The following is a 14,356-nucleotide window of genomic DNA, read 5'->3' on the forward strand; positions in this document are numbered from 1 at the left end:
ATCAGGCCTTGACGGCCATCACGGGGCAGTGGGCGTCCAGCAGGATCCGCTGGGCGTTGCTGCCCAGGATGAGCTTGCCGACGGGCGTCCGCTTGCGCAGCCCGATGACGATCAGCTCGGCGCCGTTGGCCTCGGCGAGGCTGATCAGGTCCTCCGAGGGCTCGAAGCCGCGGACCATCTGGCGCACGTCGTAGTCGATGCCGGCCTCGTCCAGCCGCTGCTGGACCGACTCGATCTCGCGGGCGGTCCGCTGGGCGACCTCCCCGTCGTACTCCGCGCCGCCGCGGTGCGAGTTGACGACGACCAGCTTGGCGTTGCGCAGCCTGGCCTCCTCGATGGCCTTGGCCAGGGCCGCCTCCCCCTCCGGCTTGGCGACATATCCCACGACCACGGTTGCCATCTGCGTCTCCTCTGACTGCTCTCGGACGTCCCGACGACGCCCACGGGCACCGTACCCAATCAGGCCCCGGAACGGGAGGCTGTGGAGAGCGACCCGGGCGGGAGGTCGTGCTCCGGCAGGGTTTCCTCCCGTGACCGCTCCCCCGTCCTCGTCCCGCACCGGCACCGTCGACGACCCGTCAGGCGCGCCCGACCGCGGTCTCCGGCGCAGGCTCCGCGCCGCGGTCCTCGCCCACAAGACGGCCGCGCCCCGCGGGCACCTCCCCCCGGTCCTCCGCGCCGGGCTGCCGGGCCCCACCGAGGAGACCGCGGCGTGGGAGTTCCGGCCGGCACCCGACGACCCGCTCGACCACGACACCAGGGTGGAGGTGGCCGTGGCGCTGGCCCACCGGGCCCTGCTCCGGGTGGAGGCACCCCTGCTGTGGCTCTCCCGCTCCGGTGACCCGGGGCCCGACCAGTGCGACCTCGAGTGGCAGGCCGCCGCCTGCGCGGCCTGGCGCCAGCTGGGCCTGGCACCCTCGTTCGTCGTCCTGACCCGGCACGGCTGGTGGCACCACCCCAGCGGCGCCTCGCAGACCTGGACGAGGCTGCGACGGCGCAGCTGAAGTGCGACGCACCCCACCCGCGCGGCGGCCGCCGGCAGTCGCCCCCGGCCCCGGCACTGGCGCCGGCGCCGGCGCCGTCCGGCCTACGACCAGGTGTGGACGGGCTCGTTGCTGTGCATGCGGTCGACGTAGTCGAGGAGCGTCGCCCGCAGCGCGTCGAACCGCTCCTGGTCCTGCCGGGCGGCCATCTGCCGGACGAACCACTCCGCCCCGTTGGTCCGCAGGAGGCACCTCTGCTCGATCATCTGGAGGTAGCGGTCCCGCTCGTGGGCCTCGACCCCCGCGGCGGCCAGCCCCTCGTCGGCCATGGGCAGCAGCCGGCGCAGCACCAGCTCGCTGGCGCTCACCTGCCCGAGGCCGGGCCAGTAGACCTGGGCGTCGATGCCGTGCTGCGCGGCGACGTGGAAGTTCTCCTCGGCCGCGCTGAAGGACATCTGCGACCACAGCGGCCGCTCGCTCGTGGCCAGGGTGCGGACCAGCCCGAAGTAGAAGGCCGCGTTGGCGATGGTGTCGGCCACCGTCGGCCCGGCCGCCAGCAGCCGGTTCTCCACCCGCAGGTGCGGTCCCTCCGGGGTCACGTCGTACACCGGGCGGTTCCAGCGGTAGATCGTCCCGTTGTGCAGCCGCAGCTCGTGCAGCGAGGGCGTGCCCCCCGCCTCGAGGACCTCCAGCGGGTCCTCGTCGTCGGTGACGGGCAGGAGGGCCGGGAAGTAGCGGACGTTCTCCTCGAACAGGTCGAAGACCGAGGTGATCCACCGCTCCCCGAACCACACCCGGGGTCGCACGCCCTGCGCCTTCAGCTCCTCGCTGCGCGTGTCGGTGGCCTGCTCGAAGAGCGGGATCCGCGTCTCGCGCCACAGCTGGCGACCCAGGAGGTACGGCGAGTTGGCGCCCACCGCGAGCTGCACGCCGGCGATCACCTGGCTGGCGTTCCAGTAGGCGGCGAACTCGTCGGGCGAGGTCTGGACGTGGAACTGGGTGCTGGTGCAGGCCGCCTCGGGGACGATCGAGTCGGTGGTCGTCTCCAGACGCTCGGCGCCCGCGATCGAGATCGTGATGTCCTCGCCCCGGGCGTTGAGGATCTGCTCGCTCAGCAGCTTGTAGCGCGGGTTGGGGCTGAGCGAGTCGGGCGTCATGTGCCCCTCCCCGAGGGTCGGCAGGATCCCGATCATCACGAGGTGGGCGCCGACCTCCGACGAGCGGGTCTCCGCGTCGTTGAGGCTCTGGCGCAGCCCCTCCTCGAAGGCCAGGAGCCCGCGCTCGCGCAGCCGCGCCGGAGGGCAGTTGATCTCGATGCTGAACTGGCCGAGCTCGGTCTGGAAGGCCGGGTCGGCGATCGCCTCCAGCGCCTCCATGTTGCGCAGCGAGGGGTCGCCCGCCGAGTCGATGAGGTTGAACTCCACCTCGAGCCCGGTCATCGGGTCGTCGGTGTCGAACCGGGACTCCCGGAGCATCCGGGCGAAGACGTCGAGGCACCGCCGGACCTTCTCCCGGTGCCGGGTCCGGTCGGCGCGGGAGAACTCCTGTGCTTCCACCTCTTCGCCCATGGGGTCACGATAGCCACCGGGACGAGGGCGGGAGCCGGGCCGCGCGGCGCCGCCCGCTCCGTGGTCGCGAGCCGGTCAGCCGGGGAGCCGTGTGTCGGGGGCCGCGGCGGTGGCCAGGAGGTGGGCCACGACCTCGGTGAGCGGGCACTCCCCCGGGGCGGCCCTGGCCAGGTCGACGGCGCACCAGGCGAGCGCGCCGTCGCCCGCGCGCCAGGCGCAGGCGGCCAGGACCGCGGCGGGGGCGGCCCGCAGCGCCGCGGGGGTGGCCCGCACTACCGCGAGCCACAGGTCCACTTGGCGCCGGGCCTCGTCGGCGGAGAGGTCGTGCCACAGGGCGTCGCGCAGGGGCGGGCTGCCGGCCGCCGCCACCAGGAGGGCCACGTCCCCCGGACCGGGCACTCCCCCGCCGGCCAGGACGGTGGTCGCCACCTGCCGGACCCGCCGTGGCGGCGGCACCTGCCGCCCCCGCATCAGCAGGGCCCGCGCGGTCGCCTCGACCCGGGCCGGGTCCGGGGCGAGGGTGCGGGCGAGCGCCCGGCGCGAGCGGTGCACCACGCGACCGGCGACGACCGCCTCGGTGACGAACGGGTGGGCCAGCACGTCGAACGGCGTCGCCGGCCCCCGCGCGGGCGGGTCCAGCACGGCCCAGGCGGTGCCGTCGTGGGCCAGGACCACGGGCACGGGGATACCCGCGGCCTCGAAGGCCCGCCGCAGCCCGCCCGCCGGGCGCACGGCGGCGTCCAGGTCGCCCCACACCGAGAGGGCCACCTCCTCGGCACCGTGCTGGACGGCCGGCGCGACGAGCGCCTCGCAGACCTCGGGCAGGTCCTCCGGGGCGCCGAGGTCCACCCTGGCGTGCGGGACGGACCGGCGGCCCAGGCCGATCATCACCACGGACTGCTCCGGGACGAAGCCCAGCGCGAGCGGCACGCAGGCGAGCAGGTCCTCGGGGGTGCGGGCGACGAGGTCGAGTCGGTTCTCCATGGCACGAGCGTGTCGGCGAGCGCGGGCTCCCCGCTCCGCCCGGGTCGGCGCCTGGGGACGACCGGGCGCCGCGCCGGGGCTGTGGACGGGGAGCGGTCCGGCGCGGGGTGAGACGCGGGGTGAGACGCGGGGTGAGAATGGCCCCATGTGGACCGGGACGGGCGGCTGATGCGCCCGCACGCGTCCGTCCTCCACCTGGACCTCGACGCCTTCTTCGCCTCGGTGGAGCAGCGGGACAAGCCCTCGCTGCGGGGCAAGCCGGTCGTGGTCGGCGGGGTGGGCGGCCGCGGCGTCGTCGCGACCGCCTCCTACGAAGCCCGGGTGTACGGCGTCCGCTCGGCCATGTCGACCCGCGAGGCCCGGGCCCGGTGCCCCCACGCCGCCTTCCTCTCGGGCCGCTTCCACGCCTACCGCGAGGCCAGCGCCGCGGTCATGGCGGTGCTCCGCGACCTCTCCCCGCTGGTCGAGCCCCTCTCCCTGGACGAGGCCTTCGTCGACCTCGCGGCGGCGGACCTCCCCGACCTCGAGGTCGGGACCCTCACGGACGTCGCCCGGCGGCTCCGCGCCGAGGTCGCACGGGTCACCGGCGGGCTCACGGCCTCGGTCGGCGTGGCGTCGTCCAAGTTCCTCGCCAAGGTGGCCAGCGAGCTCGAGAAGCCCGACGGGCTGACGGTCGTGCCCCCGGGCACCGAGCGCGAGCTGCTCCGGCCCCTGGCCGTGAGCGTGATCCCCGGGGTCGGGCCGGCGACCACGGAGCGCCTGCGACGCGCCGGGATCCACACGGTGGCCGACCTCGAGGGCGTCGCGGAGGAGGAGCTGGTGCGGCTGGTCGGGCGCGCCCAGGGACACGGGCTGCACGCGCTGGCCCGCGCCCGCGACGACCGGCCGGTGGTCGCCGAGCGGGAGGCCAAGTCGGTCAGCGTCGAGGACACCTACGACACCGACCTCACCGACCGCCGGCTGATGGAGGCGCTGGTCACCCGCCAGGCGGGCTCGGTGGCGGAGCGGCTGGGCAAGCACGGGCTCGCCGGGCGCACCGTCACGCTCAAGGTACGGCGGCACGACTTCACCACGCTGTCCCGCTCCACCACCCTCGTCGCCCCGACCGACCGGGCCGAGGTGGTGGCCCGCACGGCCCGCGCCCTCCTGGCGGACCTGGACACCTCGGGCGGCGTACGGCTGCTGGGGGTGGGCGTCTCCGGCCTGGCCGACTGGGTCCAGGAGGCGCTCTTCGGCGAGGACGACCCAGGAGCCGGGGCGCCGGCGACGACGAAGCCCGCCCCCGGGCTGACCGCGGCGCTGGCGGGTCCCGGGCGTCGCGGGCCCGGCTGGCGTCCGGGCATGGACGTGCGGCACGCCGAGCACGGCGCCGGGTGGGTCTGGGGCGCCGGGCGCGGGGTGGTGACGGTGCGCTTCGAGACGGCCCTGACCGGCCCCGGGCCGGTGCGCTCCTTCCGCGAGGACGACCCCGCCCTCGTCGTGCCCGAGCCACCACCGGCCGGCTGAGTCGCCGCGCCGCCGCGCGGCGTGCCGCGAGGTCGTACCCTCGGCGGCATGCCCGAGACCCCCGCCGAGCAGGCCCCCGCCCCGTCGACCCCGCCCGCCGGCGCGCCGGTCGCCGACCGGAGGCCGGTGACCCGGGAGCTGCACGGGACGACACGCACCGACGAGTACGACTGGCTCCGCGACAAGGAGTCTCCCGAGGTGCTGGCGCACCTGGAGGCCGAGAACGCCTGGACCGAGCACCGCACCGCCCACCTCTCGGGCCTGCGCACCCGGCTCTTCGAGGAGATCAGGGCGCGCACGAAGGAGACCGACCTGTCGGTGCCAACCCGGAACAGGGGGTGGTGGTTCTACGCCCGCTCCTTCGAGGGCCGCGAGTACGGCGCCAGCTGCCGCGTGCCGGTCGTCGACGAGGCCGACTGGACTCCGCCGCGTCCCGACGGCGACGCCGCGCCCGACCGACCCGCCCTGCCGGGTGAACAGGTCCTGCTCGACCTGGACGCGCTCGCGGAGGGCCACGACTTCTTCTCCCTGGGCGGCTCGGCGCTGAGCCTCGACGGCCGGCTGCTCGCGTGGTCCGTCGACACCACGGGCGACGAGCGGTACACCGCCAGGGTCAAGGACCTCGAGGCCGACGACCGGCTCCTCCCCGACGTCGTGGAGGGGGTGCTCGGCGGGGTCACCTGGGACCCCGACGGCAGCGGCTTCTACTACACGACCGTCGACGAGGCATGGCGTGCCGACAAGGTCTGGAAGCACCGGCTCGGCACCCCTCAGGCCGACGACGAGCTGGTCTTCCACGAGGAGGACCAGCGGTTCTGGGTGGGCGTCGGTCGCAGCCGGGACGACCGCTTCCTGTTCGTCGTGAGCGGTTCCAAGACCACGAGCGAGTGGCAGGTGCGCGACACGGCCGAGCCCGGGTCGGGCTTCGTCACCTGGTCGGCGCGCCGCGAGGGCCTCGAGTACACCCTCGAGCCCGCGGTCCTGGCCGGGCGGCGGCTCTTCCTCGTGCTCCACAACGGGGCCGGGCCCGACTTCGAGCTGGCCACCGCCGGGACCGCCCCGACCCCGCCGGAGGAGTGGGTGCCGATGCTGCGCCACGACCCGGCGGTGCGGCTGGAGGACGTGGACGCCTTCGCCGGCCACCTCGTCGTCCACCAGCGCAGCGAGGGCCTCACCCAGCTGCGGATCATCGAGCTGGGCCCCGACGGCCCGGCCGACGACCACCTGGTCGAGTTCGACCGGGAGGTCTACACCGTCGGGTCCGGCGCCAACCCGGCCTTCGACCAGCCGACCGTGCGCCTGGGGTACACCTCGCTCGCGGTGCCCTCCTCGGTCTACGACTACGACGTGCGGACGCGCGGGCTGACCCTGCTGCGGCAGACGCCGGTGCTGGGCGGCTACGACCCCGACGACTACGAGGAGCACCGCCTCTGGGCCCCGGCGCGCGACGGGGAGCGGGTGCCGGTGAGCCTCGTCTGCCGCCGGGGCGCCCGCGAGGCCGGGCCGCTGCCGACCCTGCTCTACGGGTACGGCGCCTACGAGGCCTCCATCGACCCCTACTTCTCCCCCTCTCGGCTCTCGCTGCTGGACCGGGGCGCCGCCTTCGCGATCGCCCACGTGCGCGGCGGGGGCGAGATGGGTCGCCGCTGGTACGACCAGGGCAAGCTGGAGCACAAGGAGAACAGCTTCCACGACTTCGTGGACGCGGCCCGCCACCTCGTCGGGACCGGGTGGTCCGACCCCGGCACGCTCGTGGCCGAGGGCGGCAGCGCAGGCGGCCTGCTGGTCGGTGCCGCGCTCAACGAGGCGCCGGAGCTCTTCGCCGGCGTCGTCGCCAGCGTGCCCTTCGTGGACACCCTCACCACCATGCTCGACGCCACGCTGCCGCTGACGGTGGGCGAGTACGACGAGTGGGGCAACCCCGAGGGGGACCCGGAGGCCTACGCGCGGATCGCCGGCTACGCGCCGTACGACAACGTGCGCGCGGCCGACTACCCGCCCGTCCTGGCGGAGACCTCGTTGCACGACACGCGAGTCCTGTTCGTCGAGCCCGCCAAGTGGGTGGCCCGGCTCCGGGCCACCGCCGTGGGCCGGCGCGACTTCCTGCTGCGCACCGAGATGGCGGCGGGGCACGGCGGCGTGAGCGGCCGCTACAAGGCGTGGCACGACCGGGCCTTCTCGCTGGCCTGGATCCTCGACCGGATGGGCCTCGCGGACGTCGAGCCCCGCGCCTGACGGACGTGCCGTCCCGGGGCGCATGCCCCGGGAGGGGCGGGGGTACCCGAGCCGTGACGACACGGCGGGCCCCGCCACACCCCTGAGAAGTCCCTGAGAGTTGGCAGGAACGGCAACTCCGGGAACCGCCCGGACGTCATTGCTGGTGAGAGAGACAGCGACTAGCACAGGTGTTCGGGAATGGCCGGTCCCTCGCAGTCGTTGACCACGATGTGGCCACACCCCGGTCACGGAGCAGGAGGCGGCAGATGGCAACCCGAACGGCAGCAGCACGCACCCCCGGCACGACCCGCGAGATCGAGGGACGCGACAGCGTCGGCCTCTACCTCGACGAGATCGCGCGCACCCCGCTGCTCGACGCCGCCCGCGAGGTGGAGCTCTCCAAGACCATCGAGGCGGGCCTGCTGGCCGAGGCGCTGCTGCGCGAGGGTCGGGTGGGCCGCCGCAAGGGCGGCGCCCCGCTGCGTGCCACCGAGGAGGAGCTGGAGTGGCTCGCCGAGGAGGGCCGCAAGGCGGTCGACACCTTCATCACCGCCAACCTCCGCCTCGTCGTCTCGATCGCCCGCAAGTACGGCCGGGCCCAGATGCCCATGCTCGACCTGATCCAGGAGGGCAACACCGGCCTGATCCGCGCGGTCGAGAAGTTCGACTACACCAAGGGCTACAAGTTCTCGACCTACGCCACCTGGTGGGTGCGCCAGGCCATCACGCGCGGCATCGCGCAGCAGGCCCGCGTCGTGCGCCTCCCCGTGCACGTCGTGGAGGAGCTCAACCAGGTCGGCAGCGCCCGTCGCACGCTCGAGCGGCAGCTGGGTCGCGAGCCCGACCCGCAGGAGATCGCGACCGAGCTCGGCATGGAGGTGGAGCGGGTGCTCGACCTCATGGCCTGGGGCCGCGACCACGTCTCCCTCGACACCCCCATCGACGAGGACGGCGACACCTCGCTCGGCGACCTCATGGCGCAGGAGACGACGCCCAGCCCCGACCTCAACGTCCTCGACGTGGAGTCCCGCGAGCGGCTCAACCGCCTCGTCTCCCAGCTCGACGACCGCTCCGCCGACATCGTGCGGGCGAGGTACGGGCTGGTCGACGGCCGGCAGCACAAGCTGGCCGACATCGGCGCGCGTCACGGCATCTCCGCCGAGCGCGTGCGGCAGCTCGAGCGCGAGGCGCTGCAGAAGCTCCGTCGTCTCGGCGACCCCGATCTGGCGGCCTGACCCCTCCCAGCAGGCCACCTTCACCAGGCGGCAGCCTCCAGCCCGGAGGCTGCCGCCTGTGCCTGTTCCACGACGTCGTCGGGCACCGGCACCTCGGCGGCCCGGCGCTGCTGCCACATCTGGAGGGCGATCACGTCCGCCGCGGCCTCCTCCACCCGCTCCCGCGACAGCCGGCCCTGCTCGAGCGCCCGGACGAGCGTGCGGTGCGTGCCCCGGGTGTCGGCCGGCATGAGCAGCAGGTCGGCCCCGGCTTCCACCGCACGCAGGGCAGGCAGCTCCAGCTCGGCCACCGCTCCCATCCCGAGGGAGTCGGTGATGGCCACCCCGTCGAAGCCCATCTCCTCGCGCAGGTGCTCGTAGACCTTGGGCGCCAGGGTGGCGGGCAGCCCGGGCTGCATCGCCGTGACCGCCAGGTGGCTCATCATCACGGCCGGGGCACCGGCGCGGATGGAGGTCTTGAACGGCAGCAGGTCACGCGCCACGAGCTCGGGCATCGGGGTGTCCAACGTGGGGAGCACCAGGTGCGAGTCGGCGGTGGCGGCGCCGTGGCCGGGGTAGTGCTTCGTGGTCGAGACGATGCCGGCCCCGTTGTAGCCCCGCACCGCCGCGGCCGCCGCGGTCGCCGCCGTACGGGGGTCCGTGGACGGGGAGCGGCTGCCGATCGTGGGGTCGGCGGTCCCGATCGTCACGTCGGCGACCGGGGCGAAGACCCAGGTGAACCCCAGGTCCCGCAGCTCCAGCCCCGAGGCCCGGGTCGCGGCCCTGACTGCCCGGCGCCCGGCCCGGCCGCCCTCGGCCCGGTCCACGTCGATCGCTGCCCCCGCGGTGCGGAACGCCGGGAACGTGGTCGCGACGCCGCGCAGGTGGGCGACCGAACCGCCCTCCTCGTCCACCCCGATCACCGGCGGGTGGGTCCGGCCCGACGCGGCGTGGGCGGCACCCACGGCCGCGGTGGTCTCGCGCACCTGGAGCTCGTCGACGACGTTCTCCCCCGTGACCGAGACGCCCGCGAGGTGCAGGTCGCGGACCAGCCGCGCGGGCACCCGGGGGTCGGTGCCGTGGTAGCGGCCCACGATCACCTGCCCGACGAGGCGCGCGGGGTCCCACCCGGCGACGAGGCGCCGGGCCTGGTCGATCTCGTCGGGGGTCGGTCCCCAGGCGAGCGGGACGTCCCCGTCGTCCTCCTCCGGGACGGCGGCCTGCGCGCGGGCGTCCGCCCGGCGCTCGGCCTCCCCCGTCCCGGCGGACGGGCCCGGTTCCTCGCCCAGCAGCCCGCAGGCCGTGAGCGAGAGGGCCAACACCAGGGGGCCCAGGACCTTCGCACGGATCACGCGGCGTCCCCCGTCAGCTCTCGGTAGAGCCTCGTGACGGCAGCCCGCAGCTCCTCGCGCGTGCCGCTGTTGTCCAGGACGTGCGTGGCCGCGGCGAGCCGCTGCTCCCGGCTGGCCTGGGCGGCGATCCGGGCTCGCGCCTCGTCCTCGGTTGCGCCGCGGTCGCGCACCATCCGCTCGACCTGGGTCTCGACCGGGACGTCGACCACGACCACCGCGTCGAACCGGTCGGCCTGCCCCGTCTCCACGAGCAGCGGGATGTCGTGCACCACGAGGGCCGCTCCGGCCTCTGCCTCGAGCTCGGCCGCCCGGGCCCGTACCCGCGGATGGATGATCGCCTCGAGCGCCCGGCGCCGCTCCTCGTCGGCGAAGACCAGCGCGCCCACGGCCGGCCGGTCCAGCTCGCCCTCGGGTGTCAGCACGCCGGGCCCGAACTCGGCGACGACCTCCGCCAGCCCGTCGCTGCCCACCGCGACCGCCTCGCGGGCGAGGAGGTCGGCGTCGACGACGACCGCGCCGAGCTCGGCGAGGATCCGGGAGACCGTGCTCTTGCCCGAGGCCACTCCCCCGGTCAGTCCGACCCGCACGCCCTCACCCGTCCCCGGCCGGGACGAGGCCGGCCTTGGCGGCGTACCTGGCCGCCAGCGCGTCGGGGTCCAGCTCGCCGGCCAGCAGGCGCACCGTCGTCCAGTGCTCCACGGGCAGGCCGGTGAGCTCGGCGTACCGCGCCACCTCGGGCCGGTAGAGATCGGCCAGCCCGAGCAGCTCCTCGCCGGTCGGCGGCGTCCCGGTGATCTGCCCCGTCGCCTTCATCAGGTGCCGCAGGGGCGGGTGGTCGGTGAACCGCGGCAGCTCGAGGAAGTCGGTGCCCTGGTCGAGGTGCCGCTCGTGGTCGGCGAGGAAGGAGGAGAAGTCCATGAAGAGCCACTGCTCCCGCGGGAAGAGCGCGAGCCCGCGCTCGACCTGGCTCCCGTAGTAGCCGCGGAGCACCCCCGAGGCACGCTGGAAGCGACCCGGGTCGGCCTTGCCGCGCAGGTCCTGGGGCACCCGGTCCGGCATCCCCTCGGGGCGCCAGCTGGTGAACTCGGCCCAGTCGGGCCCGGCCTCGCCGTGCCGCAGGCGCAGCATCGTCCAGTGCGACACCAGCCGGTCCAGCGGGTCCCGGAAGATGGCCATCAGGCGCATGCCGGGGTCGTAGTCGCGCATCCGCTCCAGCGCCCCGGGCCACGCGAGGTAGCGCGGGGTGGCGTCCCCCATGTGCAGGTGCGCCCGGCGACGTCGCGGCGCGCGGTAGTCGGCGTGGTCGGTGCGCGCCCAGTCGACGTTGTCCTTGTCGAAGTAGTGGATCTCCTTGCGCGGTGCCCGCGCGATGTTGACGTGGGCGTTGAAGAGGGCCGAGAGCGTGGACGTCCCGGACTTCTGCACGCCGACGATGGAGAAGGTGTAGCGCTGCCAGCCGAGCGGCGGCGGAGTCTCGTCGGGCATGGTGCCCGAGGTTACCAGTGGGGTCACTGGCAGGATCCTGTCCGTGACCGCGCCCGACCCCCGCCCCCGTCCGACGCGTCGCCCGACGGACCTGCCGACGCAGCTGCGCGCAGGCGACCGCGTCGTCCTGTCCCTGCCGGGCTCCGCGCGGTACGTCGAGGTGGTGGCCGGGCTGCTGGCCCGCGGGGTCCTCCCGGTGCCGCTGGACCCGGCCCTCACGCCCGCCGAGCGCGCCGGGATCCTCGCCGACGTCGACCCGGTCCTCGTGGTGGACGAGCCGGGCGGACTCGAGGCCCTCGCCACCCTCCTGCCGGAGTCGGTCGCCGGGCTGCTGCCCCTGGGCCGACCCATGCACGTGACCAGCGGCACGACCGGGCGTCCCAAGCCGGTCGACTCGGGGGGGCTCGACCCCGGCCCGGCTCGCGCCCTCCTGGCGGAGGAGCGCGACCTGTGGGGGTTCCGGGCCGACGACGTCCACCTCGTCGTCAGCCCCCTGCACCACTCCGCGCCGCTCCGCTTCGCCATGGGCACGGTGCTGGCCGGAGGCACGCTGGTGGTCCCCGGACCCTTCGACGTGCGGGCCCTCACGCGGGCGATCGAGGAGCACCGTGCCACCACGATGTTCTGCGTGCCCACGCACCTGCAGCGGCTCTTCGCGCACTGGGACGAGGTGGGGGTGCCCGACCTCTCCTCGTTCCGGCTGGTCGCCCACGCCGGGGCGCCCTGTCCCCCCGCGGTGAAGCGCCGGCTCATCGACCTCTTCCCCGACGGCTCCACGTGGGAGTTCTACGGCTCGACGGAGGGCCAGTTCACGGCCTGCCGCTCCGAGGAGTGGCTGAAACGGCCCGGCACGGTGGGTCGCGCCCGCCCGGGTCGGACCCTCCGGGTCGATCCGGACGGCCTGTTGTGGTGCACCGTCCCGGAGCACGCCCGGTTCGCCTACCGCCGCGCGCCGGAGAAGACGGCTGCGGCGTGGCGGGAGACGTCGGACGGACCGGCGTTCACCGTGGGCGACCACGGCCGGCTGGACGATGAGGGCTACCTCTATCTCGACGGCCGACGCGAGGACCTGGTGATCAGCGGCGGGGTCAACGTCTACCCCCTCGAGGTCGAGAACGCCCTGCGCGAGCTCCCCGGCGTCGTCGACGTCGCCGTCTACGCCGAAGCCGACCCCGACTGGGGACAGCGGGTCTGTGCCGCGGTGGTGGGCGACGTGGCGGAACCGGAGCTCGCGGCGTTCGCCCGGCAGCGGCTCTCCCCCGCCAAGCGACCGAAGCGCTGGACCTTCCTCGAGGCGCTGCCCCGCAACGCCACGGGCAAGGTCAGGCGGGACCTGCTCCGCTCCTGAACGCGGGACGTCCCGCCCACCCGGAGGGTGGACGGGACGTCCGGACGTGCGGTGCGGGCCTGGCTCAGGCGCCGCCGCCGGTCAGCTTCTCGCGGAGCGCCTGCAGCGCCTCGTCGGAGGCCAGCGAGCCGCCGGTCTCCTGCGCCTCGGCCTGGTCGCCGCCGGAGCTGTACGACGTGGCTTCGCCGGCCTCGACCTCGGCCACCTTGGCCTCGGCCTGCTGCTTGACGTGGGCCTCCCAGCGGGCGTGCGCCTTGGCGTACTGCTCCTCCCAGGTCGCGCGCTGCTCGTCGAAGCCCTCGAGCCACTCGCCTGTCTCGGGGTCGAAGCCCTCGGGGTAGATGTAGTTGCCCTGCTCGTCGTAGGTCGCCGCCATGCCGTAGAGCGTGGGGTCGAACTCCTCGACGTCGGACGCCGTGGCGGTCTCGTTGGCCTGCTTGAGGGACAGCGAGATCCGGCGACGCTCGAGGTCGATGTCGATGATCTTGACCATGACGTCGTCGTTGACCTGGACGACCTGCTCGGGGATCTCCACGTGGCGCTCGGCCAGCTCGGAGATGTGCACCAGGCCCTCGATGCCCTCCTCGACGCGGACGAAGGAGCCGAAGGGCACCAGCTTGGTGACCTTGCCCGGCACGATCTGGCCGATCTGGTGGGTCCGGGCGAAGTGCTGCCACGGGTCCTCCTGCGTCGCCTTGAGCGACAACGAGACCCGCTCGCGGTCCATGTCGACGTCCAGGACCTCGACGGTGACCTCGTCGCCCACGGTGACGACCTCGGACGGGTGGTCGATGTGCTTCCAGGAGAGCTCGGAGACGTGCACCAGGCCGTCGACGCCACCGAGGTCCACGAACGCACCGAAGTTGACGATCGAGGAGACGACGCCCTTCCGGATCTGGCCCTTCTGGAGCTGGGTGAGGAAGCCGTGGCGGACCTCGGACTGGGTCTGCTCGAGCCAGGCGCGACGCGACAGGACCACGTTGTTGCGGTTCTTGTCGAGCTCGATGATCTTCGCCTCGAGCGTCTGGCCGACGTAGGGCTGCAGGTCGCGGACGCGACGCATCTCCACCAGGGAGGCCGGCAGGAAGCCGCGCAGGCCGATGTCGAGGATCAGGCCGCCCTTGACGACCTCGATGACGGTGCCCTCGACGACGCCGTCCTCCTCCTTGACCTGCTCGATCGTGCCCCAGGCGCGCTCGTACTGGGCGCGCTTCTTGGACAGGATCAGGCGACCCTCCTTGTCCTCCTTCTGGAGCACCAGGGCCTCGACCTTGTCGCCGACGGCGACGACCTCGGACGGGTCGACGTCGTGCTTGATCGACAGCTCGCGGGACGGGATGACGCCCTCGGTCTTGTAGCCGATGTCGAGGAGCACCTCGTCACGGTCGACCTTCACGATGGTGCCGTCGACGATGTCGCCGTCGTTGAAGTACTTGATGGTCGCGTCGATGGCCGCGAGGAAGTCCTCTTCGGACCCGATGTCGTTGATCGCCACCTGGGGGGCGTCGCCGGCGACGTCGAAGTGGGCCGGAAGAGAGGAGATGGTGCTCGTCATAGGGGCGGGATGTCCTTGGGATGGATGGAGTCGTGCGGGCACGCCGGACGGTCCGTTTCGCCGCCCTGGTGGGCGTCGAGCGGGGGTCCACTCCGTACGGGACCCGGGCAGACGTCTGGCGCAATCGCCGAGTCTACGCGCGCC

Annotated in this window: 12 protein-coding genes; 5 read left to right on the top strand and 7 right to left on the bottom strand. The window is 74.1% G+C overall.

Annotated features, from left to right (window positions below; all coding sequences use genetic code 11):
• Nucleotide 1: 1 nt before the first annotated feature.
• A complete protein-coding gene (locus tag DNK53_RS06595) occupies nt 2-400 on the bottom strand; it encodes a universal stress protein (protein ID WP_110181536.1) in 399 nt (132 codons plus the stop codon).
• A gap of 130 nt (nt 401-530) precedes the next feature.
• Between DNK53_RS06595 and DNK53_RS06600 the strand changes: the two genes are divergently transcribed.
• Nucleotides 531-1,004, top strand: coding sequence for a hypothetical protein (locus DNK53_RS06600; protein WP_110181537.1), 474 nt, complete (start codon nt 531-533; stop codon nt 1,002-1,004).
• 83 nt (nt 1,005-1,087) lie between these two features.
• Here the strand turns inward: DNK53_RS06600 and DNK53_RS06605 are convergent, their stop codons facing one another.
• A complete protein-coding gene (locus DNK53_RS06605; RefSeq protein WP_110181538.1) occupies nt 1,088-2,551 on the bottom strand; it encodes a glutamate-cysteine ligase family protein in 1,464 nt (487 codons plus the stop codon).
• Nucleotides 2,552-2,626: 75 nt separating this feature from the next.
• Nucleotides 2,627-3,535 carry a DUF4192 domain-containing protein gene (locus DNK53_RS06610; RefSeq protein WP_162599821.1) on the bottom strand — a complete coding sequence of 303 codons (909 nt, stop codon included), beginning with the start codon at nt 3,533-3,535 and terminating at the stop codon, nt 2,627-2,629.
• Nucleotides 3,536-3,703: 168 nt separating this feature from the next.
• Here DNK53_RS06610 and DNK53_RS06615 point away from each other — a divergent pair, with 168 nt between their 5' ends.
• The 3 genes from DNK53_RS06615 (at nt 3,704) to DNK53_RS06625 (ending at nt 8,493) form a co-directional block, all read left to right on the top strand.
• The gene (locus DNK53_RS06615) at nt 3,704-5,041 is read left to right on the top strand and encodes a DNA polymerase IV (protein ID WP_110182351.1); all 1,338 of its coding nucleotides are present in this window, start codon (nt 3,704-3,706) and stop codon (nt 5,039-5,041) included.
• Between the two features lie 48 nt (nt 5,042-5,089).
• Entirely contained in the window at nt 5,090-7,276 is a 2,187-nt protein-coding gene (locus DNK53_RS06620; protein ID WP_110181540.1) for a S9 family peptidase, read from the top strand.
• A 248-nt stretch (nt 7,277-7,524) separates the two neighbouring features.
• Nucleotides 7,525-8,493, top strand: coding sequence for a sigma-70 family RNA polymerase sigma factor (locus tag DNK53_RS06625; RefSeq protein ID WP_110181541.1), 969 nt, complete (start codon nt 7,525-7,527; stop codon nt 8,491-8,493).
• A gap of 20 nt (nt 8,494-8,513) precedes the next feature.
• Here DNK53_RS06625 and DNK53_RS06630 read toward each other — a convergent pair whose 3' ends face one another.
• The 3 genes from DNK53_RS06630 to DNK53_RS06640 are packed head-to-tail and all read right to left on the bottom strand — an operon-like array spanning nt 8,514 to nt 11,309.
• Complete coding sequence (locus DNK53_RS06630; RefSeq protein ID WP_110181542.1) at nt 8,514-9,824, bottom strand: glycoside hydrolase family 3 N-terminal domain-containing protein; 1,311 nt, start codon at nt 9,822-9,824, stop codon at nt 8,514-8,516.
• Complete coding sequence (coaE, locus tag DNK53_RS06635) at nt 9,821-10,411, bottom strand: dephospho-CoA kinase (RefSeq protein WP_110181543.1); 591 nt, start codon at nt 10,409-10,411, stop codon at nt 9,821-9,823. Before coaE ends, DNK53_RS06630 begins: the two co-directional genes overlap by 4 nt.
• A gap of 4 nt (nt 10,412-10,415) precedes the next feature.
• A complete protein-coding gene (locus DNK53_RS06640) occupies nt 10,416-11,309 on the bottom strand; it encodes a sulfotransferase domain-containing protein (protein ID WP_110181544.1) in 894 nt (297 codons plus the stop codon).
• 43 nt (nt 11,310-11,352) lie between these two features.
• On the opposite strand from DNK53_RS06640, the gene DNK53_RS06645 reads away from it, so the two are divergent.
• Nucleotides 11,353-12,657 carry a class I adenylate-forming enzyme family protein gene (locus DNK53_RS06645; protein ID WP_239456397.1) on the top strand — a complete coding sequence of 435 codons (1,305 nt, stop codon included), beginning with the start codon at nt 11,353-11,355 and terminating at the stop codon, nt 12,655-12,657.
• A gap of 64 nt (nt 12,658-12,721) precedes the next feature.
• Here DNK53_RS06645 and rpsA read toward each other — a convergent pair whose 3' ends face one another.
• The gene (rpsA, locus tag DNK53_RS06650; protein ID WP_110181546.1) at nt 12,722-14,212 is read right to left on the bottom strand and encodes a 30S ribosomal protein S1; all 1,491 of its coding nucleotides are present in this window, start codon (nt 14,210-14,212) and stop codon (nt 12,722-12,724) included.
• Nucleotides 14,213-14,356 lie beyond the last annotated feature (144 nt).

Origin of the sequence: Nocardioides solisilvae, from assembly GCF_003194625.1 — a bacterium.
In the GTDB taxonomy this organism is placed as follows: domain Bacteria; phylum Actinomycetota; class Actinomycetes; order Propionibacteriales; family Nocardioidaceae; genus Nocardioides; species Nocardioides solisilvae.